Consider the following 20,365-nt stretch of genomic DNA (forward strand, 5'->3'; position numbering starts at 1 on the left):
AAACTAAACCTAAAACTTCCTTCGGGGAGTTTTTTTGTTCTAAAAACCTTCAAAAACCTTATCTTTGCCAACGAAAAATTAGACACAAAAAAGTCTAATATCTAAAGTCTAATATCTAACATCTAAAACAAATGTTTCGATCGCACACAAACGGAGAATTATCTCTAAAAAATCTTAATGAAGAAGTTACACTTTCAGGATGGGTACAAACCATTCGTGATAAAGGATTTATGATTTGGATAGATCTTCGAGATCGTTACGGAATTACTCAGTTGGTTTTCGACCAAGACCGTTCTTCAGCGGAATTGATGGAAAATGCAAAAAAATTGGGACGTGAATTCGTGATTCAGGTTAGAGGAAAGGTAATCGAAAGAGTAAGCAAGAATCCTAATATTCAAACAGGAGAAATTGAAATTTTAGTTGAAAAATTAGAAGTTCTTAACGAATCTCAACTTCCGCCTTTCACGATTGAAGATGAAACCGACGGTGGTGAAGAATTAAGAATGAAATACCGTTACCTGGATATCAGAAGAGCTCCGGTAAGAGATAAATTGATTTTCCGTCACAAAATGGCGCAAAAGGTGAGAAATTATCTTTCAGACGAAGGATTTATTGAAGTTGAAACTCCGGTTTTAATTAAATCTACTCCGGAAGGAGCAAGAGATTTCGTTGTACCAAGCAGAATGAATCCGGGACAGTTTTACGCATTGCCACAATCTCCACAGACTTTCAAACAATTGTTGATGGTGGGTGGAATGGACAAATATTTCCAGATTGTTAAATGTTTCCGCGATGAAGATTTGAGAGCCGACAGACAGCCGGAATTTACACAAATCGATTGCGAAATGGCTTTTGTAGAGCAGGAAGATGTGATGAATGTTTTTGAAGGAATGACGAAAACATTAATCAAAGATATTACAGGTCAGGAATTCGGAACTTTCCCAAGAATGACTTTTGCCGACGCAATGCAGAAATACGGAAACGACAAACCGGACATCCGTTTCGGAATGGAATTCGTAGAATTAAACGATTTGGTAAAAGGAAAAGATTTCAAAATATTTGATGACGCAGAATTGGTTGTCGGAATCAATGTTGAAGGTTGTGCAGATTACACAAGAAAGCAAATCGACGAATTGGTTGATTGGGTAAAAAGACCTCAAATTGGTGCTTCGGGAATGGTTTGGGCAAAATTCCAGAATGACGGAGTGAAAACTTCTTCAGTAAACAAATTCTACAACGAGGACGATTTAGCAAAAATCATCGATAAATTCGGAGCAAAAGAAGGAGATTTAATGTTGATTCTTTCAGGAAACGAGCACAAAGTAAGAACTCAGCTTTCTGCTTTAAGAATGGAGCTAGGAAACCGTTTGGGATTAAGAAAAGGAAACGTTTTTGCACCACTTTGGGTTGTTGATTTCCCGTTATTGGAATTTGACGAAGAAAGCGGACGTTACCACGCAATGCACCACCCTTTCACTTCTCCAAAACCGGAAGATATCCACTTATTGGAAACTGATCCGGGGAAAGCAAGAGCCAACGCTTACGATATGGTGTTGAACGGAAACGAAATCGGTGGAGGTTCGATTAGAATTTTCGATAGAGATCTTCAGTCAAGAATGTTTGATTTATTAGGATTCTCTAAAGAAGAAGCAGAAGCTCAGTTCGGATTCTTAATGAACGCCTTCAAATACGGAGCTCCTCCTCACGGTGGTTTAGCTTTCGGATTTGACCGTTTGGTGGCTATTCTTGACGGAAACGAAGTGATCAGAGATTATATCGCATTTCCTAAAAATAATTCAGGACGAGATGTGATGATTGATGCGCCGGCTGCAATTGCTGATGCACAGCTCGATGAATTGGAACTGAAATTGAATTTAAAAGCATAAATTAGCCAAATGTTCAATTCAACAATTGAATTGAACATAGTAAACCTCACAGTTTTTTTTAAGAACTGTGAGGTTTTTTAATTTAAAGAAGTAAGAAATCATTACGTAAAAAAAACAAGTAGAATTTATTAACTTTACGATACACAAATTTTGAATTATGAAATCTCCTTCAGAAGTACTGCAACAGTATTTTGGTTACAATCATTTCCGGCTCGAACAAGCCAATGCAATTGAAAATGTAATAGCAAATAAAGACACCTTCGTATTAATGCCTACCGGTGGCGGTAAATCCTTATGCTATCAAGTTCCGGCATTGGTTTTGGAAGGAACTGCCATTGTTATTTCACCTTTAATTGCCTTAATGAAAGACCAAGTTGATGCATTGCGTGTAAATGGGATTTCTGCAGCCTACATCAATTCTTCGATGAGTGCTTTTGAGCAAAATGAAACTTTAAATCAATTAAAACAAGGCAAACTCAAACTTTTATATGTAGCTCCTGAAAAACTGAGTGCGGATAATGGTGCATTTTTAAAATTGCTTGATGAAGTTAATATTTCTTTATTTGCTGTAGATGAAGCACATTGTGTATCACATTGGGGGCACGACTTCCGACCGGATTATTTATTTCTGAATAGTATAAAAAAACAATTTCCAAAAATTGCAATCATCGCACTGACTGCAAGTGCAGATGAAATTACGAGGCAGGATATTATCAAACAATTAAATCTCCAAGAACCCCTTGTTTTAATTTCATCGTTCAATAGAGCCAATATCAAATATTTTGTACAGCCAAAGCTGTCCGTTTTTCATCACATTGTTCAATATCTTAATGAGCATCCTAATAATTCTGGAATTATCTATTGTTTATCAAGGAAAGGAACGGAAGAAATGGCTAATAAGCTGAAGGAAAAGGGTATCAACTCAGCTTTTTATCATGCAGGTATTTCTGCGATGGAACGTTCAAAAGTTCAGGAAGATTTCTTAAAGGACAAAATTCAGGTAATGGTTGCTACGATTGCTTTTGGAATGGGAATAGACAAAAGCAATGTTCGCTTTGTGATACACTCAGATTTACCCAAAAGTATAGAAAGTTATTATCAGGAAACAGGCAGAGCCGGTAGAGATGGCTTACCCAGTGAAGCCATTTTATTTTATTCTTATGCTGATGTGATAAAGCTGAGAAGATTTGCAATGATAGAAGGCAATGAAGAACAATCCGACTTAATGTTGCAAAAACTACAGCAAATGTCCGACTTTGCCGAAGTGCAAAAATGCCGAAGACAATATTTGATGGAATATTTTGGAGAATTACATCATGGCAATTGTAATTCCTGCGATTATTGTCTCAGTGAATTTGAAAATTGGGATGCAACTACTGATGCTCAAAAATTACTTAGTGCCGTTTTCCGACTCAAAGAACGGTATGGAAAAAACTTGATTATTGATTTTCTACGAGGCTCCAAAAGTTTGAAAATAACAGATTATATGCGCACTTTGCCTACTTATGGTATTGGAATAAATAATGACAAATATTATTGGCAAAATCTTATAAAACAATTGCTGATAAGTGGTTTTTTACGTGAATCAAATGATGAATTCCCCGTATTAAAATTAACAGAAGAAAGTAATCATATATTATTTAAAAATAAAAAAATAAGTTTCAAAAAGGTAAAAGAACAAGCGAAAGCAGTAACTGTCGCTGAAATAGAGACCAATTATGCAACTAATGAAATCTCAGAACACCTTCACTTATTTGCAGAACTAAAAAAACTGAGAAGAGAACAGGCCGAAAAGGAAAATGTACCGCCATATGTTATTTTTTCTGATGCTACCTTGATGGAAATGGCAACTTATTTACCAAGCACAAAAGAAGAATTGAATCAGATAAGTGGCTTCGGAGCTTTTAAGATAGAAAAATATGGAGAAATATTTCTTCCATCCATATTAGAATATTGCAATATTAATAATTTGAGCAGTAAAATAGTTGAAAAAATTCCCAAAAAGCAGAGAGAATCAAAAAAAATATCTGAAGCGGGAACTTTTACCACCACTTTCCAACTGTACAAAGCTGGCAACACTATAGAAGATATTGCAAAAATGAGAAAACTATCCATTAATACGATTCAAAATCATTTGATCAATTTCGTAGCTGTTGGTACAATTAAAGCCAGTGAATTGATGGATATAACCAAAATAGAACCTATTATCAAAATTGCAACAATGCAAACAATTCTTTCCTTAAAAGCAATAAAAGAAGAATTGGGCAATGCCTTTTCTTATTTTGAAATTAATATAGCCCTTGCTCATCATAAATTACAACAGTAATATGAGCGTTACAATTAAAAATGTTATTATGTCCGATAAATTAAACTTTATCTGATATTATTTTAATAGGCAGTTCTGTTTATGAATAAATAAATTTATGAAAACTACGGCTTCAAAAAGATCAAATCCTAAGAAACTCTGGTAAATATGCAAATCCCTCTGCGGAAACGGGATGTCAATTCCTGCATTATCGAGTGCTTTTTTGCAATTAATTATTAGCTCTTCATTCATCGTCCAAAAATTATCCAGAGAAGTTGTTGCTCTTATCGATAAAGTGATGGAACTTTCGCCCAACTGCATTACCATAACCTGAGGTGCAGGATCTGCGAAGGCATATTGATTACTTTTAATTACATTTAAAAGAATTTCTTTTGTCTCTTTAAGGTCTGCATTATAAGAAACTCCGATGTTGAACCATGTGCGACGCGTACCCAATTGAGTATAATTTGTAATGCTTTTGTTAGAAACATCACCATTGGGAATTACCACCATCTGATTTTGTGGCGTGATAAGTCTTGTATGAAAAATATCAATTTCATGTACCGTCCCGGATTCGCCGGATTTCACTTCAATAAAATCGCCCACCTTAAAGGGTTTCAGCATTAAAATTAAAATTCCTCCTGCAAAATTTGCCAGCGATCCCTGCAAAGCCAAACCGATCGCCAAACCTGCTGCACCAATCATGGCTACAAAAGCAGAAGTCTGCACACCAAGCTGTGTTACGACGATAATGAATAGCAAAATATTGAATGACCATGTAATAACATTCAGTAAAAATTTTTGCAGCGAGAGTTCAACATTTTTCTTTATAAACGCTTTCTTTATCAGTTTTTTCAGAAGTCCTATGATCCATCTTCCTACAATAAATATGAGGATCGCAGAAAGTAAGGCGGTAATAAGTTTTGGTGCCATAGCAACAGCAGATGCCATGAAATTTTCCCAGTTATCTTGTACGTTTATTAGATTTAAATCTTTCATTAAAATTTTTTAGTAGTTATTATCAATCAGAATTTAAGATCATTTCCGACATTTACTATTGTCGGAAAATAGGTTTATTTAAAAGAAGACTAACTTCTTTTAAAAATAGAAGCTGCAAAGGTAGTAAAATTTAAAAAACAGAAATACAACTAGTTACATATTAAAAACATCATCAAAAAATAAAATTTATGACTCAAAAAAAATAATTAATAAAGCTTTTTCATTAATCAATTTATATTCATACGGCACAATCATTGCAGATCTTACACAAAACAAACGACAATGAAAGCAATTTGGAACGGCGCCATTGGCTTTGGTTTAGTCAATATTCCTGTTAAAATTTATTCCGCCACAGAAACCAGCAAATTGGATTTGGATATGCTCGATAAATCTGATTTTTCGAATATTAAATTCAAAAGAGTTAACGAAAAAACAGGCAAAGAAGTGAAGTGGGAAAACATTGTGAAAGGTTATCTCATGGACGATAAATATGTCATTCTTGAAGATGAAGACTATGAAGCCGCAAGTCCCGAAAAATCAAAAATTCTTTCTATTGAACATTTTGTAAAAGAAATAGAAGTTGACAGCGTTTATTTTGAAAATCCTTATTTTCTAGAACCACAAAAAAATGGCGAAAACGCTTATCGACTTTTAATAAAAGCTTTATCGGAAACAAAAATGGTCGGGATTGGTACATTTGTTCTTCGTGACAGTGAAGCCATCGGAATGATTCGTCCTTATAACGACGAAATATTAGTTTTAAACCGCTTAAGATTTTCTCAGGAGATCAGAGATTACAAAGATTTAAAAATTCCTGCTAAAAAAGCTCCGAAACCTGCCGAACTCAAAATGGCAAAAAATCTTATTCAACAATTATCTGAAAAATTTGATCCGACGGTTTACAAAAATACCTATTCCGAAGAATTACTGAAAATTATTAAGAAAAAAGCCAAAGGTAAAACCGTAAAACTTAAAAAGTCAGAACCTGCAAAACAGGGTAAAGTGATTGATTTGATGGCACAGTTAAAAGCCAGTTTACAAAGTCCAAAATCTAAAAACGCATCATAATGGCTCTCAAAGATTACAACGAAAAACGGAAATTCGATGAAACAAGCGAACCGAAAGGGAAAACAAAAAAGAGTAAAGACCAACTGATTTTTGTGATTCAAAGGCATGCTGCGTCGCGTCTTCATTACGATTTCAGGCTGGAAATGGAAGGCGTGTTGAAAAGTTGGGCAGTTCCGAAAGGTCCGTCATTAAACCCGAATGACAAACGTTTGGCGATGATGGTGGAAGATCATCCGTACGATTACAAAGATTTTGAAGGCAACATTCCCGAAGGAAATTACGGAGCCGGACAAGTCGAAGTCTGGGACAGCGGAACGTACGAACCTTTGGATGAAACCAGCAAACTTTCTGACGAAAAAGAATTATTGAAAGAATTAAAAGCCGGTTCATTAAAATTTATTCTTCACGGAAAAAAACTGAAAGGTGAATTTGCTTTAGTTAAAATGAAAAACGCCGAAAACAACGCCTGGCTTCTCATTAAACATAAAGACGATTTTGCTGAAGAACATTATGATGCCGAAGAAAACACATCAAAAAATTCTCAGGTCACCAAATTTTTAGAGGAAAAAAAAAGCCTAAAAAGCAACAAAAAGAAATCATAACTTCTGAAACCAAGCCAAAATTTCAACGATTTAATTCTTTAGTTGACGAAAAAAAACTCAAGAATTTCATCAAACCCATGCTTGCAAAACCGCATGAGAAAGCATTCGATGATGAAGATTGGATTTTTGAAATAAAATGGGACGGTTATCGCGCCGTTGCAGATCTCAGTAAAAAAGAACCACTCTTCTACTCCCGAAACGGAATCTCTTTTTTATCAAAATTTGATAAAGTGTCACAGGATTTTGAAAATCAAAAACACAAAATGATTATCGATGGTGAAATCGTTGCGTATGACGAAAACGGAAGACCCAATTTCCAGTTATTACAACAGATCGGAGACAATCCCGATTTAGCCTTAGTTTATCAGGTTTTTGATCTGCTTTGGCTCAATGGTCATTCTACGGAAGAACTTCCTTTAATTCAACGGAAAGAGCTTTTAAAAGAGGCTTTAACTGAAACTGACGTGATTAAATATTGCGATCATATTCCTGAAAAAGGCATTGCGTTTTTTAATCAGATGAAAAAAATGAAGCTGGAAGGTATGATTGCGAAAAAATCTGACAGTTTTTATATTGAAAATCACAGAAGTTCGGATTGGCTGAAAATAAAATTTACCAATACGGAAGAAGCGATAATTTGTGGATTTACAGAACCTCGAGGTTCTCGAGAAGGTTTCGGAGCTTTGATTTTAGGAAAATATATTGACGAAAAACTGATTTATTCCGGACATACGGGAACGGGTTTTAATAATGAATCGTTGAATCTGCTTCATGAAAGACTGAAAAAATTAGTGATAAAAACTTCACCTTTTGAAACCATTCCTAAAACAAATATGCCTGTAACTTGGGTAAAACCAGAACTCGTTTGCGAAATAAAATATTCTGAAATTACCAAAGACGGAATTTTCCGACATCCTGTTTTTGTGGCGATCCGTGAAGATAAAAATCCTGAAGAAATCAACCAAAAACCTAAAGAAATGAAAACCAAAACACCATCACAAAAAAATTCAGCTTCCGAAAAAGAAAAGGAAATCACGTTAGATAAACACAAAGTAAAACTGACGAATCAGGATAAAATTTATTTTCCGAAAGACGGTATTACAAAAGGTGATGTAATTGAATATTATCAGTCGGTTGCGCAATATATTTTACCCCATTTAAAAAATCGTCCCTTGTCTTTAAACCGTTTTCCTAATGGAATTGAAGAGCAAGGTTTCTATCAAAAAGATGCAAGTGATAATATTCCGGACTGGATAAAAACAACGCAGGTTTATTCGGAATCCAACGATAAATACATCGATTATATTTATTGCAATGACAAAGCGACATTGGCTTATCTGAATAATTTGGGCTGTATCGACCTGAATCCTTGGAACAGTTCGCTTCCTGATTTGGAACATCCTGATTATTTGGTTTTAGACCTCGATCCTTCGAAGAAAAATACTTTCGATGACGTGATTGAAACAGCCTTACAGGTAAATGAGGTTTTAAAATCCATTAAAATTAAAGGCTATTGCAAAACTTCAGGAAGCACGGGAATTCACATTTACATTCCGATGGGTGGAGCATATGCTTTTGACCAGGTGAAAGATTTTGCCCATATCTTGATGAAACAAGTCAATGAAAAGTTACCAAAAATCACCACTTTAGAAAGAAGTTTACAAAAAAGGGACGACAAAAAAATCTATCTCGATTATCTTCAAAACAGAACTGGACAAACTTTGGCGAGTGCTTATAGTTTGCGACCGAAAGAAGGCGCGTCTGTTTCCATGCCTTTGGAATGGGAGGAATTGAAGCCCGGTTTAAAACCAACTGATTATACTATTCATAATGCGTTGGAAAGAATTAAAGAAAAAGGCGATTTGTTTAAACCTGTTTTGGGTAAGGGAATTGATATGATGAAGGCGTTGGAATTGTTGCAGAGTGTTGAGTAATTTTGATATTTTTGCCGTGATAAAATTTTATCATAATGACTAATAACGATGAACGAAAGCATTACTATTGAACTTCCTTTTAATGAAGCAAGTGAAAGAGAAAATCAGAATTTTTATTTTAAATATGTTTGGAATAAAGCCTTTAAAAGCTGGAAAAGAATTATAGTTTTTACTTTTTTATTCTTACTCTTAGGTTTTTATCCTATAAAAAACTTTGAAACAAATTTGCTTTTTTATTTTTTTAAATATGGAGGAATATTTCTTTTCGGATATTGTTTCATCTTAATTTATCAATATTTTATATCCAAAAAGAAATTCAAAAAAGAATTAGAGAACCTTATTTCGGAATATAAAACTCAAAGCCATACATCATTTATGATTTTAAATGAAAAAAGTGTTGAATTTACAAACCAATCCAATAGTATTAGCTCTGTTAAAGAGAAAATTTATTACACAAAACAAAATGATTTTCTTATAATTAACCCTTTAAGAAGTGTTTATTTTATTATCAATAAATCTGAATGTAAGAATAATGAATTTGAAACTATCTTAAGCTACCTTGAAAAATATTCTAAACCAAGAAAGTAATTACGGCAACTTCGCTACCAAACTTTCCGGCAACATTTTCAAAATTAAATAAATAATTTTCCATTTCAAATTCGGAACAATGGAGAAAGAATTTCCAGCGTTGACGATATGTTTGGCTACGTAATCGGGTTCCATAATTAAAGATTCGTTCAATTGTAATCCTTCATTAATTTTTGTTCTGATATAGCCGATTATCAAAGCATTGACTTTTATATTTCTTGAAGCCAATTCCTGTCTCAATCCGGCTAAATACGTTGTAAAAGCCGCTTTTGTACTTCCATAAACGAAGTTGCTTTTTCTTCCTCTCACTCCCGAAAGAGATGACAAACCGATGATTCTTTCTAAGTTTTTATTACCTTCGTCCGTCGCAATGATATTCAGAATAGAAACGGCACCCAAATAATTCACCATCATCATTTGCTGAGTTCCTTTGAAATCTCTCAGCGCTTTTTCATTATCAACTAAAAATCCTGCCGCGTAAATGACAATATGAGGTTTTACGGAAAGTTCATTATAAAATTTCTGATGTGAATCAAAATCTACAGAATCAAAACTTAAAATCGTGACTTTTAAATTCAGATTATTTTCCTGAACAAAATCTCCCAAGGAATTTGTATTTCTTGAAGCTGCAATAACGGAAAATCCTTTTTCTATATATTGCTTGATGCATTGTTTCGCAACATCGGAATTAGCGCCTAGAATGAGAACGGTTTTGCTTGTGTTTTGATTCATGAGACAAAGATATTTTTTTTAAAATTTTAAACACAAATTCCACTATTTTTTTTCACAAATAAACACGAATACTTGGCGGTAATCTTGTCATTTCGAGGAAGGAGAAATCTATTTATATTTAAAACTAAACTTGATGGATAATAATATTGATAAAATTGGGGAATCCATCTAAAAAGAATCGGCGCGGTGAGCAAAACTCACCGCGCCGATTTAAATATTTTTAAAACTAAAAATTATTTCGTTTCAGTTTCGATTTCTTTTTTCTCAACTGGTTTATCAGTCGTTTTTGTTGCTTTATCTCCAAAACGGTTTTCTGTAAACTCTCTAGAAACAGCAGCTTTTTCAAACTTTAATTTTCCGGATAAAGTTTCGATTACAAAACCATCATCTTGAACCTGAGCAATTCTTCCGTGAAGACCAGAAGTAAGCACTACTCTAGTTCCTATTTTCAAAGTTTCCTGAAAATTTTTCTCTTGTTTTGCTTTTTTCTGTTGAGGTCTTATCATTAAGAAATAAAACCCTACAAACATTACTCCCATCATGATAAGCATCACCGGAGACGATCCTCCACCTGAAGCTGCCTGTAAAAATATTGATAATGTATTCATTTTTAATTATGGTTGAATATTCGCAGTGAATGTTAATTTTATAGGAGCTTTTTCTACGTTAGCAAAAACATCCGCATATTTGTTTACGTTTCCATCGAAGTTTGAAGAATCGAAGTGTAACGTGATTTTTCCTTTTTTACCCGGCATAATCGGCTCTTTTGTAAAATCAGGAACCGTACATCCGCATCCAGGTTTTACTTCAGAAATTACCAATGGGTTAGTTCCCGTATTCGTAACTTCATAGATGTGCTGTACTTTGTCACCTTTTTTCACGTTTCCGAAATCGAAATTATTTTCAGAAAGAGCGATTGTAGTTAATGGCTGGTTTGAAACTGGAGCCGCCGCAGCAGGAGTCGTTTCAGAAACCTTAGAAGAAGCAGAATCCATAGGTGCCAAGTTTGTTGCACCTGCAGCAGAATCTGTAACATTAGCCACTTCTGTACCTGCAGCTTCTTTACCTTCTTTTTTACAAGAAACCAAACCAAAGCCTATGATCGATAAAGCGACAATTGATAATGTCTTTTTCATATTTAAAATATTTTATATTCTATTTAAATCTTTACAGTATTTATCCAAGATTCCGTTGATGAAAATATTCGACCTGTCGGTTGCAAAAACTTTTGCAATCTCGATAAATTCATTAATAATAACTCTTGAAGGGGTAAAAGGAAAATTGTCCAGCTCCGTAATTGCGACCAATAAAATAACTTTATCCATTAAAGCAACTCTTTCCAGATCCCAGTTTTCCAGTCTTTCTGAAAGTTTCTTTTCGTTGTTTTCCCAACTGTCTAAAGTATTTCTTAAAAGCTTCAGTGCGAAAGTCTTATCTTCCTCATCTTTAATCATTTTAATTAAAGTTCTGCTTTCTTCATTTTCTTTCAGGAAACCAATTGTTTTTTGAACCATTGAATTCGCAATATGCATATCATCATACCAAGAAATTTCTCTATCGCTAAGATAATCCTGAAAATCATCATTTTCAGCAATATATCTTAAGAATAATTTTCCGATGAATTTCTGGTCTTCTTCAAAAGAATATTCCTCTTCTTTCATGAAATCCTGATACCTTTTTCCTCCAGTAATTCTCTGGAAAGTTTTCACCAATAAATCATCATGCAAATCCCATTTCAATTGCTTGTGCTGTCCTGTAAAAAATAATCTCTCAGGATTTTCTTCCAGCTTAATTAAAACTTGGTTGTTGATGAATTTTTGGTTAGGATTAGTGTTGGCATCGGTTTTAATGTACTTATTTTTACCAATCTCAATTTGATTTTCGGCTAATTCTTTCAGAGATACCAAAAAATTAAGTTGATAAATGTATAGATCATAGATTTTCTCTATTCCAGAAAACATATTTTTCTCTAATACATCAAATTTCACAGGATTCTGGTAGTATGAATACACAGTCTGCACCACTTTTTCACGGATTTGTCGTCTTCCTAACATTCAAAGAGCTTTTTTATGGGTGCAAAGATACAAAATTTAAAATTGATGAAATTCGTAATCTGCTCACATTTTCGTAATTTTGCAAAACTTTATGAAAGCGCTAAAAACCCTAAACCCCTATTTTTGGAAACACAAGATATTATTATTTTGGGGGGTACTATTCATCATCACGAGTAATTTTTTCAATATATATAAAGTTCAGTTTGTAGGAAAATCGGTAGACGAACTTACAAAGAACGGTAACCTTGGGTTTAATCATCAGGTTTTAATATATGTGGCAATTATTGTCGGATGTTCATTATTAACAGGATTCTTCACCTTTATGATGCGACAGACTATTATTGTTGCCTCAAGAAGAATTGAGTATGAACTTAAAAATAAAATATACAGACATTATCAGAATTTATCTTTAACAGATTATAAGCAGACAACAATCGGAGATTTAATGAACAGATTAAGTGAAGATGTGGTTGCAGTAAGAATGTATCTGGGTCCCGGAGTAATGTATGTTGCCAACTTGATCGTTTTGGTAGTTATCACCGCAATTTATATGGTGAAAACGGATGCTTCAATGACGCTTTGGACGTTGTTACCTTTGCCGATTCTGTCATATGCTATATATAAAGTAAGTTCGATTATTAATAAAAAGTCGAAAATCATGCAGAAAAGTCAGTCTGCGATTTCCACTTTTGTACAGGACAGCTTTTCAGGAATTCGTGTGGTGAAATTCTTTGCTAAAGAAAATTACATCAAAAAGAATTATGGAGTAAAAGTAACCGATTATCAAAACAAAGCTCTTGATTTAGCAAAAACAGAAGCATATTTCTTTACTATTATTATATTCGTAATCGGATTATTGAATGTCGCCATCATTTGGGTTGGTGGTCAAAAATACATCAACGGACAATTAAGCATCGGTAAAATCGCCGATTTCTTTATGTACATCAATACGTTGATTTTCCCTTTCTCAATGGTAGGTTGGGTAACTTCCGTTAATCAAAGAGCGGAAGCTTCCATGCAAAGAATCAACGAGTTTATGGATAAGAAATCTGAAATTGTTAATAAAAACTTCGACAACTATTCTATTAAAGGAGACATCGAGTTCAGAAACGTTTCTTATGTTTATCCAAATACAGGAATCAGAGCTTTAGATAATTTAAGTTTTACATTAAAAGCCGGAGAATCTTTAGCCATTATGGGAAAAACCGGAAGCGGAAAGTCTACTATAGCATTGCTTCTATGTCGTTTAATTGATCCTACAGAAGGGGAAATTTTAATCGACGGAGTTAATCTCAAAGAACATAATCTCGAAAATTACAGAAATTTCATAGGCTATATTCCTCAGGAAAGCTACCTTTTCTCAGATTCTATCGAAAACAACATCGGTTTTGCCATCGACAAGCCTACTCACGGAAAAGTAGTTGAATACGCGACAATCGCAGATGTTGATAAAAATATTGTGGAGTTTAAAGAACAGTATAATACAATGGTTGGTGAACGCGGGGTCATGCTTTCGGGAGGTCAGAAACAGAGAATCTGTATCGCGAGAGCCTTAATTAAAGACCCAACCATTATTATTTTCGACGATTCCCTGTCTGCTTTGGATACGGAAACCGAGCAGAATATACTGGAAAATATCGATAGAAAAATCCGTAATGCAACCTCTATAATCATCACACACAGAGAGTCTAGCGCTCAAATAGCAGATAAAATACTTAACCTTACCGAAATTACCAATTCCGTAACCGCATAGCAGATTCGTTCACAAATGTTAAATAAATCATAAAAAAAATTTTGTGATTAAAAGAAAACTTTTATATTTGTTCTTAACAAGATTAAAAAAAATATCTAACAATGAGTGAATACAAGGAACGCCATGAAAATGAAATTTTCACGAAGGTGTTAAAAGCAGGGAGAAGAACTTATTTCTTTGATGTGCGCGAGACGAAAGCAGGAGATTATTATCTTACGATCACAGAGAGTAAGAAAAATTTCGGAGAGAATGGAGAAGCTACATTCGAGAAGCACAAAATTTACCTTTACAAGGAAGATTTTAAAAGTTTTCAGGAGATGTTTAATGAATCCACAGATTTCATCATTAACGAAAAAGGTGAGGATGTAATATCAGAAAAGCATGACAAAGACTTCAAAAGCAAATCTTTTACAATAGATTCTGACGACGAAGTTTAAAAAGAATAATTCTAAAAACACAAGCATCTGAAAAAGGGTGCTTTTTTTGTGTTCAAATTTTCAGTAAAATCCTTAAGAATAAACTCAGATTTAAACAATAAAAAAAACACACTCTCATATTGAGAATGTGTTTATCTGTGGGTGAATGAGGGGTCTCGAACCCCCGACCTCCGGAACCACAATCCGGCGCTCTAACCAACTGAGCTACAATCACCGTTTTTGGTGGTGCAAATATAAGAAAGAATTTTTAATTACCAAACAATTCCATCAAAATTTTTCATCGCAATTAACTTCTCAGACGTAAATCCCTCAGCATAAGTCACTCCCGAAAGTCTTCCTAAATCCTGCGCACGATACGTTAAGCTTTCATAAAAGTCTTTTGAGGTAATCGGAGTTTCAGGTTCCGTAGAAGTTGGGTCATAAAACTGAGTTTTGAATGCCATACATGCCGCAATCTTCTTATCAAGATGTTCTGATATGTCAATTACAAATTCTGGTTCTATATTTTTCCACTGAATATAATGGAAAATCTGCTTCGGTCTCCACACCTCCTGATTTTCTCCATCCAAAACAGTTTCAATTTTTCTTAAACCAGCTAAAAAGCACGCATCCGATACTAATTTCGCTCCTTTTGCGTGGTCTGGATGTCTATCATCAATTGCATTCGCTAAGACGATTTCTGGCCTATATTTGCGAATCATTTTTACGATCCTCATTTGATATTCTCCAGAATTTTCCAGAAAGCCATCTTTCATTTCAAGATTTTCTCTTGCAACGACTCCCAAGATTTTTGCCGAATTTCCCGCTTCCACTTTTCTTATTTCATCAGTTCCTCTCGTTCCAAGTTCTCCTTTTGTAAGATCTACGATAGCGCATATTTTTCCTTCCGAAACCATTTTGGCAATTGTTCCTCCACAACCCAATTCTACATCATCAGGATGAGCGCCAAATGCAAGTATATCTGTTTTCATATTTTCAAAGATAAGATTTAAAACAAAAACTTCCCAAACATTACGAATGGGAAGTTTTAATATCTATAATTTAAATTTTAAATTACTTGTTGATCTCTGCATTCAATTTTACAGCATCCTGATAAGTAGGATCCAATTGAACAGATTTAGCAACATAATCTTTAGCTTTAGCTACATCAGATTCCTTAGATAAATAAGCTACCGCAAAATAAGCGTATGCTAAAGTCTGCTTATTAGCATCAACTTCTGCCGGTTTTACCGTACTTATATATTTTTCGTACGCTATTTTCGCCGCATCATTATTTGAAGCCTGCTGATAAGAATATCCTAAACTGTAGTAAGCAGGAGCCCAATCCGGAAGAATGGTACTCATTTTCTGCCATGTTGCAATTGCTCCGTTCCAGTTTTTAACATCTTGGTAAGCCGTTGCCAACTTGAATAAAGAGTCTGTATCCTGAGCGTTTGCAGCTACTTTTTGTTTTAAACCATCAATCATAGGGTTGCTTGGTCCTGCATCTACATCAGCTTGAGAAGCTCCTCCTCCAGCGATTTTAGCCAGTTCCATATCCCATTTCATTGTTTCGTCTTTTGCTGCTTTTGCAATGGCAATTTTTTGTTGAGCTTCAGCTGTTAATGCAGCTTTCTTAGCCGCATCAGTTTCAGTTTTAGCCAATCCTGCTGCGATCAAACCTTGAAGACCTTGATCTGCAGGTTGTATTCTTGATTTTTCAGCCTGAGAAACGAAATTATCCATATTCTGCATAGCTTCAGGATATTTTCCGTCTGCGAATAATTGATACGCTCTTAATTTAAACTTAATAGGATCATTAATTTTATCAAAGATTTTATCTAAAACCTGCTTAGAGTTTGTGTAATCTTCATTTGTAAAATAAAGTTTAGCAATTTCTAACTGTGTATATGGATCTTCATCAGCATATTTTGTATAGTTGATAAGATCTTGAGTTGCTTTCGCATTTTGTTGATATCTGATGTCGTAAGCAGCCAATGCCTTGTAAGCAGGTGCGTAAGAAGGGTCTGTTGCGATCGCTTTTTCAATACTCGTTTTAGCTTGCTGCCACTGTTGAGCAGCCATCCACAATGTACCGATTCTTGTATAAACAGACGCTTTATTTTTAGCTAATGGAAGTGCTTTATCATAAGCTGTCATTGCATCTCCAGGGATTTTCTTCAATCTGTAAGCGTCACCTAATGTATAATAATAGTGTGCAGGAACTTCTTTTCTTGAAGCTCTTTCAATCGCTTTATTTAAGAATTCAATCGCCAAGTCCGGAGAGTTGTTTTTCTCAAATAACGTTAAAGCTTCAGCAGCTCTGAACAATACTTCAGCATCTTTCTCTCTAGAATCTGTTACAATTTTCTGAATTTCTCCAATTGCATTTTTATCACCTTTTCCAAGTTTCACAGTAGCCAAGCCTAATTTATTCAAATAGCTTTTGCTACTTACTGCAAGACCTTTATTGAAACTATCTGTAGCTGCTGCAAAATCCGGCTCTCCTTGCTTTAAAAACGTATTTCCTAAATAGAAATAGTTTTCATCAGTAGGTGCCGAAGCAATCATGTTCGTAAAATTAGTTTTTGCTTGAGCGAATTTATCACTATCAATACTGTTAATACCATCCTGTACGGTTTGCGCATAGGCAAAATTGGTAAAAAATACCACAGCTGCTCCAAAAGCAATCTTCTTTACATTCATATTCATTATATCTTTCATTTTATATTTTCTCATCTAAATTTCGATTTATATAATACACAATTTTCAGACCAAAATAATATTTTTATTTCGGGTAAAGGGTCAATTTAAGATTTTTTAACGCATTTGCACTTCTCTTCCGTAGATATTGTAAGGTTGCAATCCTTCCTTTTGAACGATCATTTGCCCCAATTGTGTGCAAGAATATCTTATAAAACCATTGGCAATATTAAAATTTCCTTCGTTTGTTAAAAAATAAAGAACTCTTGTAAAAGGATAATTCATTTTGCGTAGGTTTTCAAAATCGGTGGTATACAATTTCCCTTTATATTCTACGGGAAGAATTTTCACCTTATCTTTTAACTGTTCAGATTCTTTATCATAAGGACGACTGAATGTATTAAGACCAATAACTCCAATTTTATCCGGATATTTGTTTAATTCTTCAATGACATTTTTACTTCCGGGAATTACTGAGAATTTTAAATCTTTAGGCTGTTTTTTGAGCTTTTGAGCTACGAAATTCAAATTACTTGAATTGGTTCCGTCAAAGATGAATTCTTTGTTTTCAGACTGCATTCCCTGTGAAATTTCTTCCATTGAAATACTTTTTTTCGGAGAATCTTTCGGAACAATGAATATCACAGCATCTGCCGCGAATTTTGCAGGTAAAAACTTAAGGTCAACTTGTTCTTCGTACGTTTTAATTTCTTCCGGAGATAAATCTTTAGACATTACAACGATTCTCGCTTTATTTCTCAATAAATCAAGGAAACCCAAATCTTCTTTTTTCGTCACCACTTTAATCTTTGTTTCAGGATAATTAATCATATATCCTTCTGCTAAAGCTTCTGTAACGCTTTTAAAAGATTCATCTGTAAAAATTGTCATTTCGCCTTTGTGATAAGACGGAGATTTATCTTCTCTTTTGCAGCTTACTGCTATAATACTAAGGAAAAATAGCATTATAATTTTAATACTACTCTTCATTTCCTGAACTTTTAATTTTTGAAATCGCTCTGTAAATTCTGAAAACACCGTAAAGAATAAGAAGCCCGCCCATTGCGTAAGCTACGCCGGGCTCTAGAATCGTAAAAAAGAACTTATAGTAAATAACTACAATTCCTAAAACGATATAAAATAATCCCGTAACCAGGGATAACCAATTGAACATCATGTAACAAAAATACCAAAAAAAATAAAAAGAGAAGCATATGCTTCTCTTTTTTAATTATTATTTAAAAGATAAATAATATTATCCTTCAAAATTCATTGTTAAAGGTAATCTGAATCGGTAACGAACAGATTGTCCGTTAATTTTAGCAGGAGTCCATTTGTTTTTAATAGACTTAATGGTTCTCATCGCTTCCGAGTTGAAATCCGCGTTTTTCCCATTAGCTTTAACGTCGGTAATACTTCCATCTCTTTCAACAACGAAAGTGATTTCTGTTTTTACCGTACCTTCATCACCATTCATCGCAGAACCGTCAAAGTTACTAGATACTTTGTTTCTGAAGGCATTAATACCTCCAGGGAATTCTGCAGTTTGCTCTACCTCTGTATAAACTTGGTTCTCATTAACTTGAGGTTTCACTTCAGCTGTTGAAGCTTTGTTCCCAGTTGATGGTGGCGGCGGTGGTGGTGTATAATTAGGCACTTTAACCCCTGCCTGATTCTCCAAACCAGTCTGCGTTTCTAATTGCTTAGAAATTGGCGGCGGTGGAGTTTCAATTTTTGGAGCTTTTACAGGCTCCGGAACCACGTTTTGAATTACTTCAATTTTCTCTTCCTCTTTTGGTGGAGGTGGTGGAGGTGGTTCTTCTTCTTTAGGCTGCTCAATAATTTTATCTTCCTGAAGAATCTCTACCAAATCAGCCTTCACTTCTTGCTTAGGTGGTTCGGTAAGTCTTTTAATTGTAAGATAAATAAAAGGAGACAAAGCCGCAATAAGGAATAATGCAGTTCCTAAGATAAAAGATTTTGTCAGTAATCTAGGATACTGATGTCTTAAATCATAGGCACCATATTCCTTGTTTCTATTTTCAAATACAATCTCGTCTAAAGTAAGACTAGGATCGTATATATTTTCGTTTGCCATAGATTTACAATTTTATGGTTTAAATTACTTTGCCGCAGGTGCTGCAGGAGATCCTGAATTACCTACTTTTCTGTCGTAAATGGCTTTTTCCCAAGGTTTAAGATCAGTAACACCGTACTGCTCACTCTTTGTAATTGCCATTTCGTCAAGAATATCAACAAAGTTTTTATACACAGCATCATCAGTCGGTTTGATAATAACAGTAAATTTTGTTTTATCTGCCGCATTTGCTTTTGCCTGCCCTATTATTTTTCTAATTCCTTCTCTATCGAAAGTAGTTTCATTAAGATTCTGATCCGTCAAAGATGTATTATCTTGCTGGTGCCAGAAAATCTTATTGTCTTTACCTAATAATAAAGAAATCGAGTTAGAAAGTTTAATTTCTGTCGGAGGTGGTTTTGGTTGATCTTCTTTCGGTTTTGCCGGAAGCCCCAAATCCATTACATTCGGTTTAGAGAATGTGGTTGTGAACATAAAGAAGGTAATCAAAAGAAACCCTAAGTCCACCATCGGAGTCATATCTACGCGGGTATTCTGCTTCTTGGATCGAACCTTTCCGCCTTTCCCGCCTTTTTCCTGTACTTGTACTTCTGCCATTTCTAAATGATATTATTCATTAGGTTTACCTTCTTGTGATGTAATCAACCAAAATTTAAGAAAATCAATATCTCTTAAACCTTCAAATAGGCTTTTAACTTTTGGATATTCAGTACTAACGTCACCCTTAATCGCTAATTTGTATTGAGGATTTACGTTTAAACTTTCTTTTACCCAGTCCACTAACTGCTTATTTGTACTATCCATAGGAATCCCTGTAGGACTCTTAAAGTTCTTCTGCTCGTCACCCGGCATATCAAGATAGCTCTTTAGCTGGTTCATAGGAACCCCAATTGCTTGTACTCTTTGGAATGCAACTTTTTCGTTATTGTCAAAAGTAATACCATACTTTTTACCCATATTGTCTAAAAGCTGTAATCTCTCAGATGCATTTTCTACTGGCTGGAAATAAAATTTCCCCTCCGGAGTAGCGTTGATGGTCATCAAACTTGCATCAGGAAGTAACTTCTCTGATATTGAAGATGGCGGTTTGATCTGCTCCACGTCAGGTTTTTTAAACTGAGTGGTCAAGATAAAGAATGTAAGCAGTAGGAAGGCAACGTCACACATTGCCGTCATATCCGTCACTACTCCATGTCTTTTTGGTTTGACTCTCGCCATTGTTTTGAA

19 protein-coding genes and 1 tRNA gene are annotated in these 20,365 nt (G+C 34.6%); 7 read left to right on the forward strand and 13 right to left on the reverse strand.

What is annotated here, in order from left to right:
• Nucleotides 1-131 precede the first annotated feature (131 nt).
• Together aspS and recQ are read left to right on the forward strand one after the other, a co-directional pair.
• A complete protein-coding gene (aspS, locus tag J3D55_RS21475) occupies nt 132-1,886 on the forward strand; it encodes an aspartate--tRNA ligase (RefSeq protein WP_259134680.1) in 1,755 nt (584 codons plus the stop codon).
• A gap of 157 nt (nt 1,887-2,043) precedes the next feature.
• Nucleotides 2,044-4,212 (forward strand): DNA helicase RecQ, encoded by a 2,169-nt coding sequence (gene recQ, locus J3D55_RS21480; protein ID WP_259134682.1) that lies wholly within the window; start codon nt 2,044-2,046, stop codon nt 4,210-4,212.
• 57 nt (nt 4,213-4,269) lie between these two features.
• On the opposite strand, the gene J3D55_RS21485 is transcribed toward recQ, so the two are convergent.
• Nucleotides 4,270-5,190, reverse strand: coding sequence for a mechanosensitive ion channel family protein (locus J3D55_RS21485; protein ID WP_259134684.1), 921 nt, complete (start codon nt 5,188-5,190; stop codon nt 4,270-4,272).
• Nucleotides 5,191-5,472: 282 nt separating this feature from the next.
• Between J3D55_RS21485 and ku the strand changes: the two genes are divergently transcribed.
• From ku to ligD, 3 genes are all read left to right on the forward strand, one after another.
• Nucleotides 5,473-6,258 (forward strand): non-homologous end joining protein Ku, encoded by a 786-nt coding sequence (gene ku / locus J3D55_RS21490; protein ID WP_259134686.1) that lies wholly within the window; start codon nt 5,473-5,475, stop codon nt 6,256-6,258.
• Nucleotides 6,258-6,860 (forward strand): DNA polymerase ligase N-terminal domain-containing protein, encoded by a 603-nt coding sequence (locus J3D55_RS21495; protein ID WP_259134688.1) that lies wholly within the window; start codon nt 6,258-6,260, stop codon nt 6,858-6,860. Before ku ends, J3D55_RS21495 begins: the two co-directional genes overlap by 1 nt.
• Nucleotides 6,861-6,937: 77 nt before the next feature.
• Nucleotides 6,938-8,794: a DNA ligase D gene (gene ligD, locus J3D55_RS21500; protein ID WP_259134690.1), complete on the forward strand. Its 1,857-nt coding sequence runs from the start codon at nt 6,938-6,940 to the stop codon at nt 8,792-8,794.
• Between the two features lie 588 nt (nt 8,795-9,382).
• On the opposite strand, the gene J3D55_RS21505 is transcribed toward ligD, so the two are convergent.
• The 4 genes from J3D55_RS21505 to J3D55_RS21520 all read right to left on the reverse strand — a co-directional run bounded on the left by J3D55_RS21505 (nt 9,383) and on the right by J3D55_RS21520 (nt 12,168).
• Nucleotides 9,383-10,114, reverse strand: coding sequence for an SDR family NAD(P)-dependent oxidoreductase (locus tag J3D55_RS21505; RefSeq protein ID WP_259134692.1), 732 nt, complete (start codon nt 10,112-10,114; stop codon nt 9,383-9,385).
• A gap of 233 nt (nt 10,115-10,347) precedes the next feature.
• Complete coding sequence (gene yajC / locus J3D55_RS21510) at nt 10,348-10,722, reverse strand: preprotein translocase subunit YajC (RefSeq protein ID WP_259134694.1); 375 nt, start codon at nt 10,720-10,722, stop codon at nt 10,348-10,350.
• 6 nt (nt 10,723-10,728) lie between these two features.
• Nucleotides 10,729-11,250, reverse strand: coding sequence for a DUF1573 domain-containing protein (locus J3D55_RS21515; RefSeq protein ID WP_259134696.1), 522 nt, complete (start codon nt 11,248-11,250; stop codon nt 10,729-10,731).
• 12 nt (nt 11,251-11,262) lie between these two features.
• Nucleotides 11,263-12,168 carry a transcription antitermination protein NusB gene (locus tag J3D55_RS21520; RefSeq protein WP_259134698.1) on the reverse strand — a complete coding sequence of 302 codons (906 nt, stop codon included), beginning with the start codon at nt 12,166-12,168 and terminating at the stop codon, nt 11,263-11,265.
• Nucleotides 12,169-12,259: 91 nt separating this feature from the next.
• Here J3D55_RS21520 and J3D55_RS21525 point away from each other — a divergent pair, with 91 nt between their 5' ends.
• Together J3D55_RS21525 and J3D55_RS21530 are read left to right on the forward strand one after the other, a co-directional pair.
• Nucleotides 12,260-13,921 carry an ABC transporter ATP-binding protein gene (locus J3D55_RS21525; protein ID WP_259134700.1) on the forward strand — a complete coding sequence of 554 codons (1,662 nt, stop codon included), beginning with the start codon at nt 12,260-12,262 and terminating at the stop codon, nt 13,919-13,921.
• 101 nt (nt 13,922-14,022) lie between these two features.
• On the forward strand, nt 14,023-14,358 hold the full coding sequence (locus tag J3D55_RS21530) for a DUF3276 family protein (protein ID WP_034701927.1): 336 nt from the start codon (nt 14,023-14,025) through the stop codon (nt 14,356-14,358).
• Between the two features lie 139 nt (nt 14,359-14,497).
• Here the strand turns inward: J3D55_RS21530 and J3D55_RS21535 are convergent.
• From J3D55_RS21535 to J3D55_RS21570, 8 genes are all read right to left on the reverse strand, one after another.
• Nucleotides 14,498-14,573 (reverse strand) — tRNA-His (locus J3D55_RS21535).
• Between the two features lie 36 nt (nt 14,574-14,609).
• On the reverse strand, nt 14,610-15,329 hold the full coding sequence (gene bshB1 / locus J3D55_RS21540) for a bacillithiol biosynthesis deacetylase BshB1 (protein ID WP_259134708.1): 720 nt from the start codon (nt 15,327-15,329) through the stop codon (nt 14,610-14,612).
• 82 nt (nt 15,330-15,411) lie between these two features.
• The gene (locus J3D55_RS21545) at nt 15,412-17,061 is read right to left on the reverse strand and encodes a tetratricopeptide repeat protein (protein ID WP_259135200.1); all 1,650 of its coding nucleotides are present in this window, start codon (nt 17,059-17,061) and stop codon (nt 15,412-15,414) included.
• Between the two features lie 96 nt (nt 17,062-17,157).
• The gene (locus tag J3D55_RS21550; protein ID WP_259134710.1) at nt 17,158-18,030 is read right to left on the reverse strand and encodes a PstS family phosphate ABC transporter substrate-binding protein; all 873 of its coding nucleotides are present in this window, start codon (nt 18,028-18,030) and stop codon (nt 17,158-17,160) included.
• Complete coding sequence (locus J3D55_RS21555; RefSeq protein ID WP_259134712.1) at nt 18,020-18,217, reverse strand: C4-dicarboxylate ABC transporter; 198 nt, start codon at nt 18,215-18,217, stop codon at nt 18,020-18,022. Before J3D55_RS21555 ends, J3D55_RS21550 begins: the two co-directional genes overlap by 11 nt.
• Before the next feature lie 78 nt (nt 18,218-18,295).
• On the reverse strand, nt 18,296-19,138 hold the full coding sequence (locus J3D55_RS21560; protein WP_259134722.1) for an energy transducer TonB: 843 nt from the start codon (nt 19,136-19,138) through the stop codon (nt 18,296-18,298).
• Nucleotides 19,139-19,162: 24 nt separating this feature from the next.
• Nucleotides 19,163-19,735 (reverse strand): ExbD/TolR family protein, encoded by a 573-nt coding sequence (locus tag J3D55_RS21565; RefSeq protein ID WP_259134724.1) that lies wholly within the window; start codon nt 19,733-19,735, stop codon nt 19,163-19,165.
• A 12-nt stretch (nt 19,736-19,747) separates the two neighbouring features.
• Nucleotides 19,748-20,356 carry an ExbD/TolR family protein gene (locus tag J3D55_RS21570; RefSeq protein WP_259134726.1) on the reverse strand — a complete coding sequence of 203 codons (609 nt, stop codon included), beginning with the start codon at nt 20,354-20,356 and terminating at the stop codon, nt 19,748-19,750.
• Nucleotides 20,357-20,365: the final 9 nt, after the last annotated feature.

This window comes from Chryseobacterium ginsenosidimutans, assembly GCF_024807225.1.
GTDB classification, from domain to species: domain Bacteria; phylum Bacteroidota; class Bacteroidia; order Flavobacteriales; family Weeksellaceae; genus Chryseobacterium; species Chryseobacterium ginsenosidimutans.

Coding starts and splice junctions, on each gene's coding strand:
- J3D55_RS21570 (WP_259134726.1), bottom strand. CDS start 20,356: ATGGCGAGAGTCAAACCAAAAAGACATGGAGTAGTGACGGATATGACG.
- J3D55_RS21505 (WP_259134692.1), bottom strand. CDS start 10,114: ATGAATCAAAACACAAGCAAAACCGTTCTCATTCTAGGCGCTAATTCC.
- recQ (WP_259134682.1), top strand. CDS start 2,044: ATGAAATCTCCTTCAGAAGTACTGCAACAGTATTTTGGTTACAATCAT.
- J3D55_RS21495 (WP_259134688.1), top strand. CDS start 6,258: ATGGCTCTCAAAGATTACAACGAAAAACGGAAATTCGATGAAACAAGC.
- J3D55_RS21485 (WP_259134684.1), bottom strand. CDS start 5,190: ATGAAAGATTTAAATCTAATAAACGTACAAGATAACTGGGAAAATTTC.
- bshB1 (WP_259134708.1), bottom strand. CDS start 15,329: ATGAAAACAGATATACTTGCATTTGGCGCTCATCCTGATGATGTAGAA.
- yajC (WP_259134694.1), bottom strand. CDS start 10,722: ATGAATACATTATCAATATTTTTACAGGCAGCTTCAGGTGGAGGATCG.
- ligD (WP_259134690.1), top strand. CDS start 6,938: ATGCTTGCAAAACCGCATGAGAAAGCATTCGATGATGAAGATTGGATT.
- J3D55_RS21545 (WP_259135200.1), bottom strand. CDS start 17,061: ATGAAAGATATAATGAATATGAATGTAAAGAAGATTGCTTTTGGAGCA.
- J3D55_RS21550 (WP_259134710.1), bottom strand. CDS start 18,030: ATGAAGAGTAGTATTAAAATTATAATGCTATTTTTCCTTAGTATTATA.
- J3D55_RS21520 (WP_259134698.1), bottom strand. CDS start 12,168: ATGTTAGGAAGACGACAAATCCGTGAAAAAGTGGTGCAGACTGTGTAT.
- J3D55_RS21565 (WP_259134724.1), bottom strand. CDS start 19,735: ATGGCAGAAGTACAAGTACAGGAAAAAGGCGGGAAAGGCGGAAAGGTT.
- J3D55_RS21530 (WP_034701927.1), top strand. CDS start 14,023: ATGAGTGAATACAAGGAACGCCATGAAAATGAAATTTTCACGAAGGTG.
- J3D55_RS21525 (WP_259134700.1), top strand. CDS start 12,260: ATGAAAGCGCTAAAAACCCTAAACCCCTATTTTTGGAAACACAAGATA.
- J3D55_RS21560 (WP_259134722.1), bottom strand. CDS start 19,138: ATGGCAAACGAAAATATATACGATCCTAGTCTTACTTTAGACGAGATT.
- aspS (WP_259134680.1), top strand. CDS start 132: ATGTTTCGATCGCACACAAACGGAGAATTATCTCTAAAAAATCTTAAT.
- J3D55_RS21555 (WP_259134712.1), bottom strand. CDS start 18,217: ATGATGTTCAATTGGTTATCCCTGGTTACGGGATTATTTTATATCGTT.
- J3D55_RS21515 (WP_259134696.1), bottom strand. CDS start 11,250: ATGAAAAAGACATTATCAATTGTCGCTTTATCGATCATAGGCTTTGGT.
- ku (WP_259134686.1), top strand. CDS start 5,473: ATGAAAGCAATTTGGAACGGCGCCATTGGCTTTGGTTTAGTCAATATT.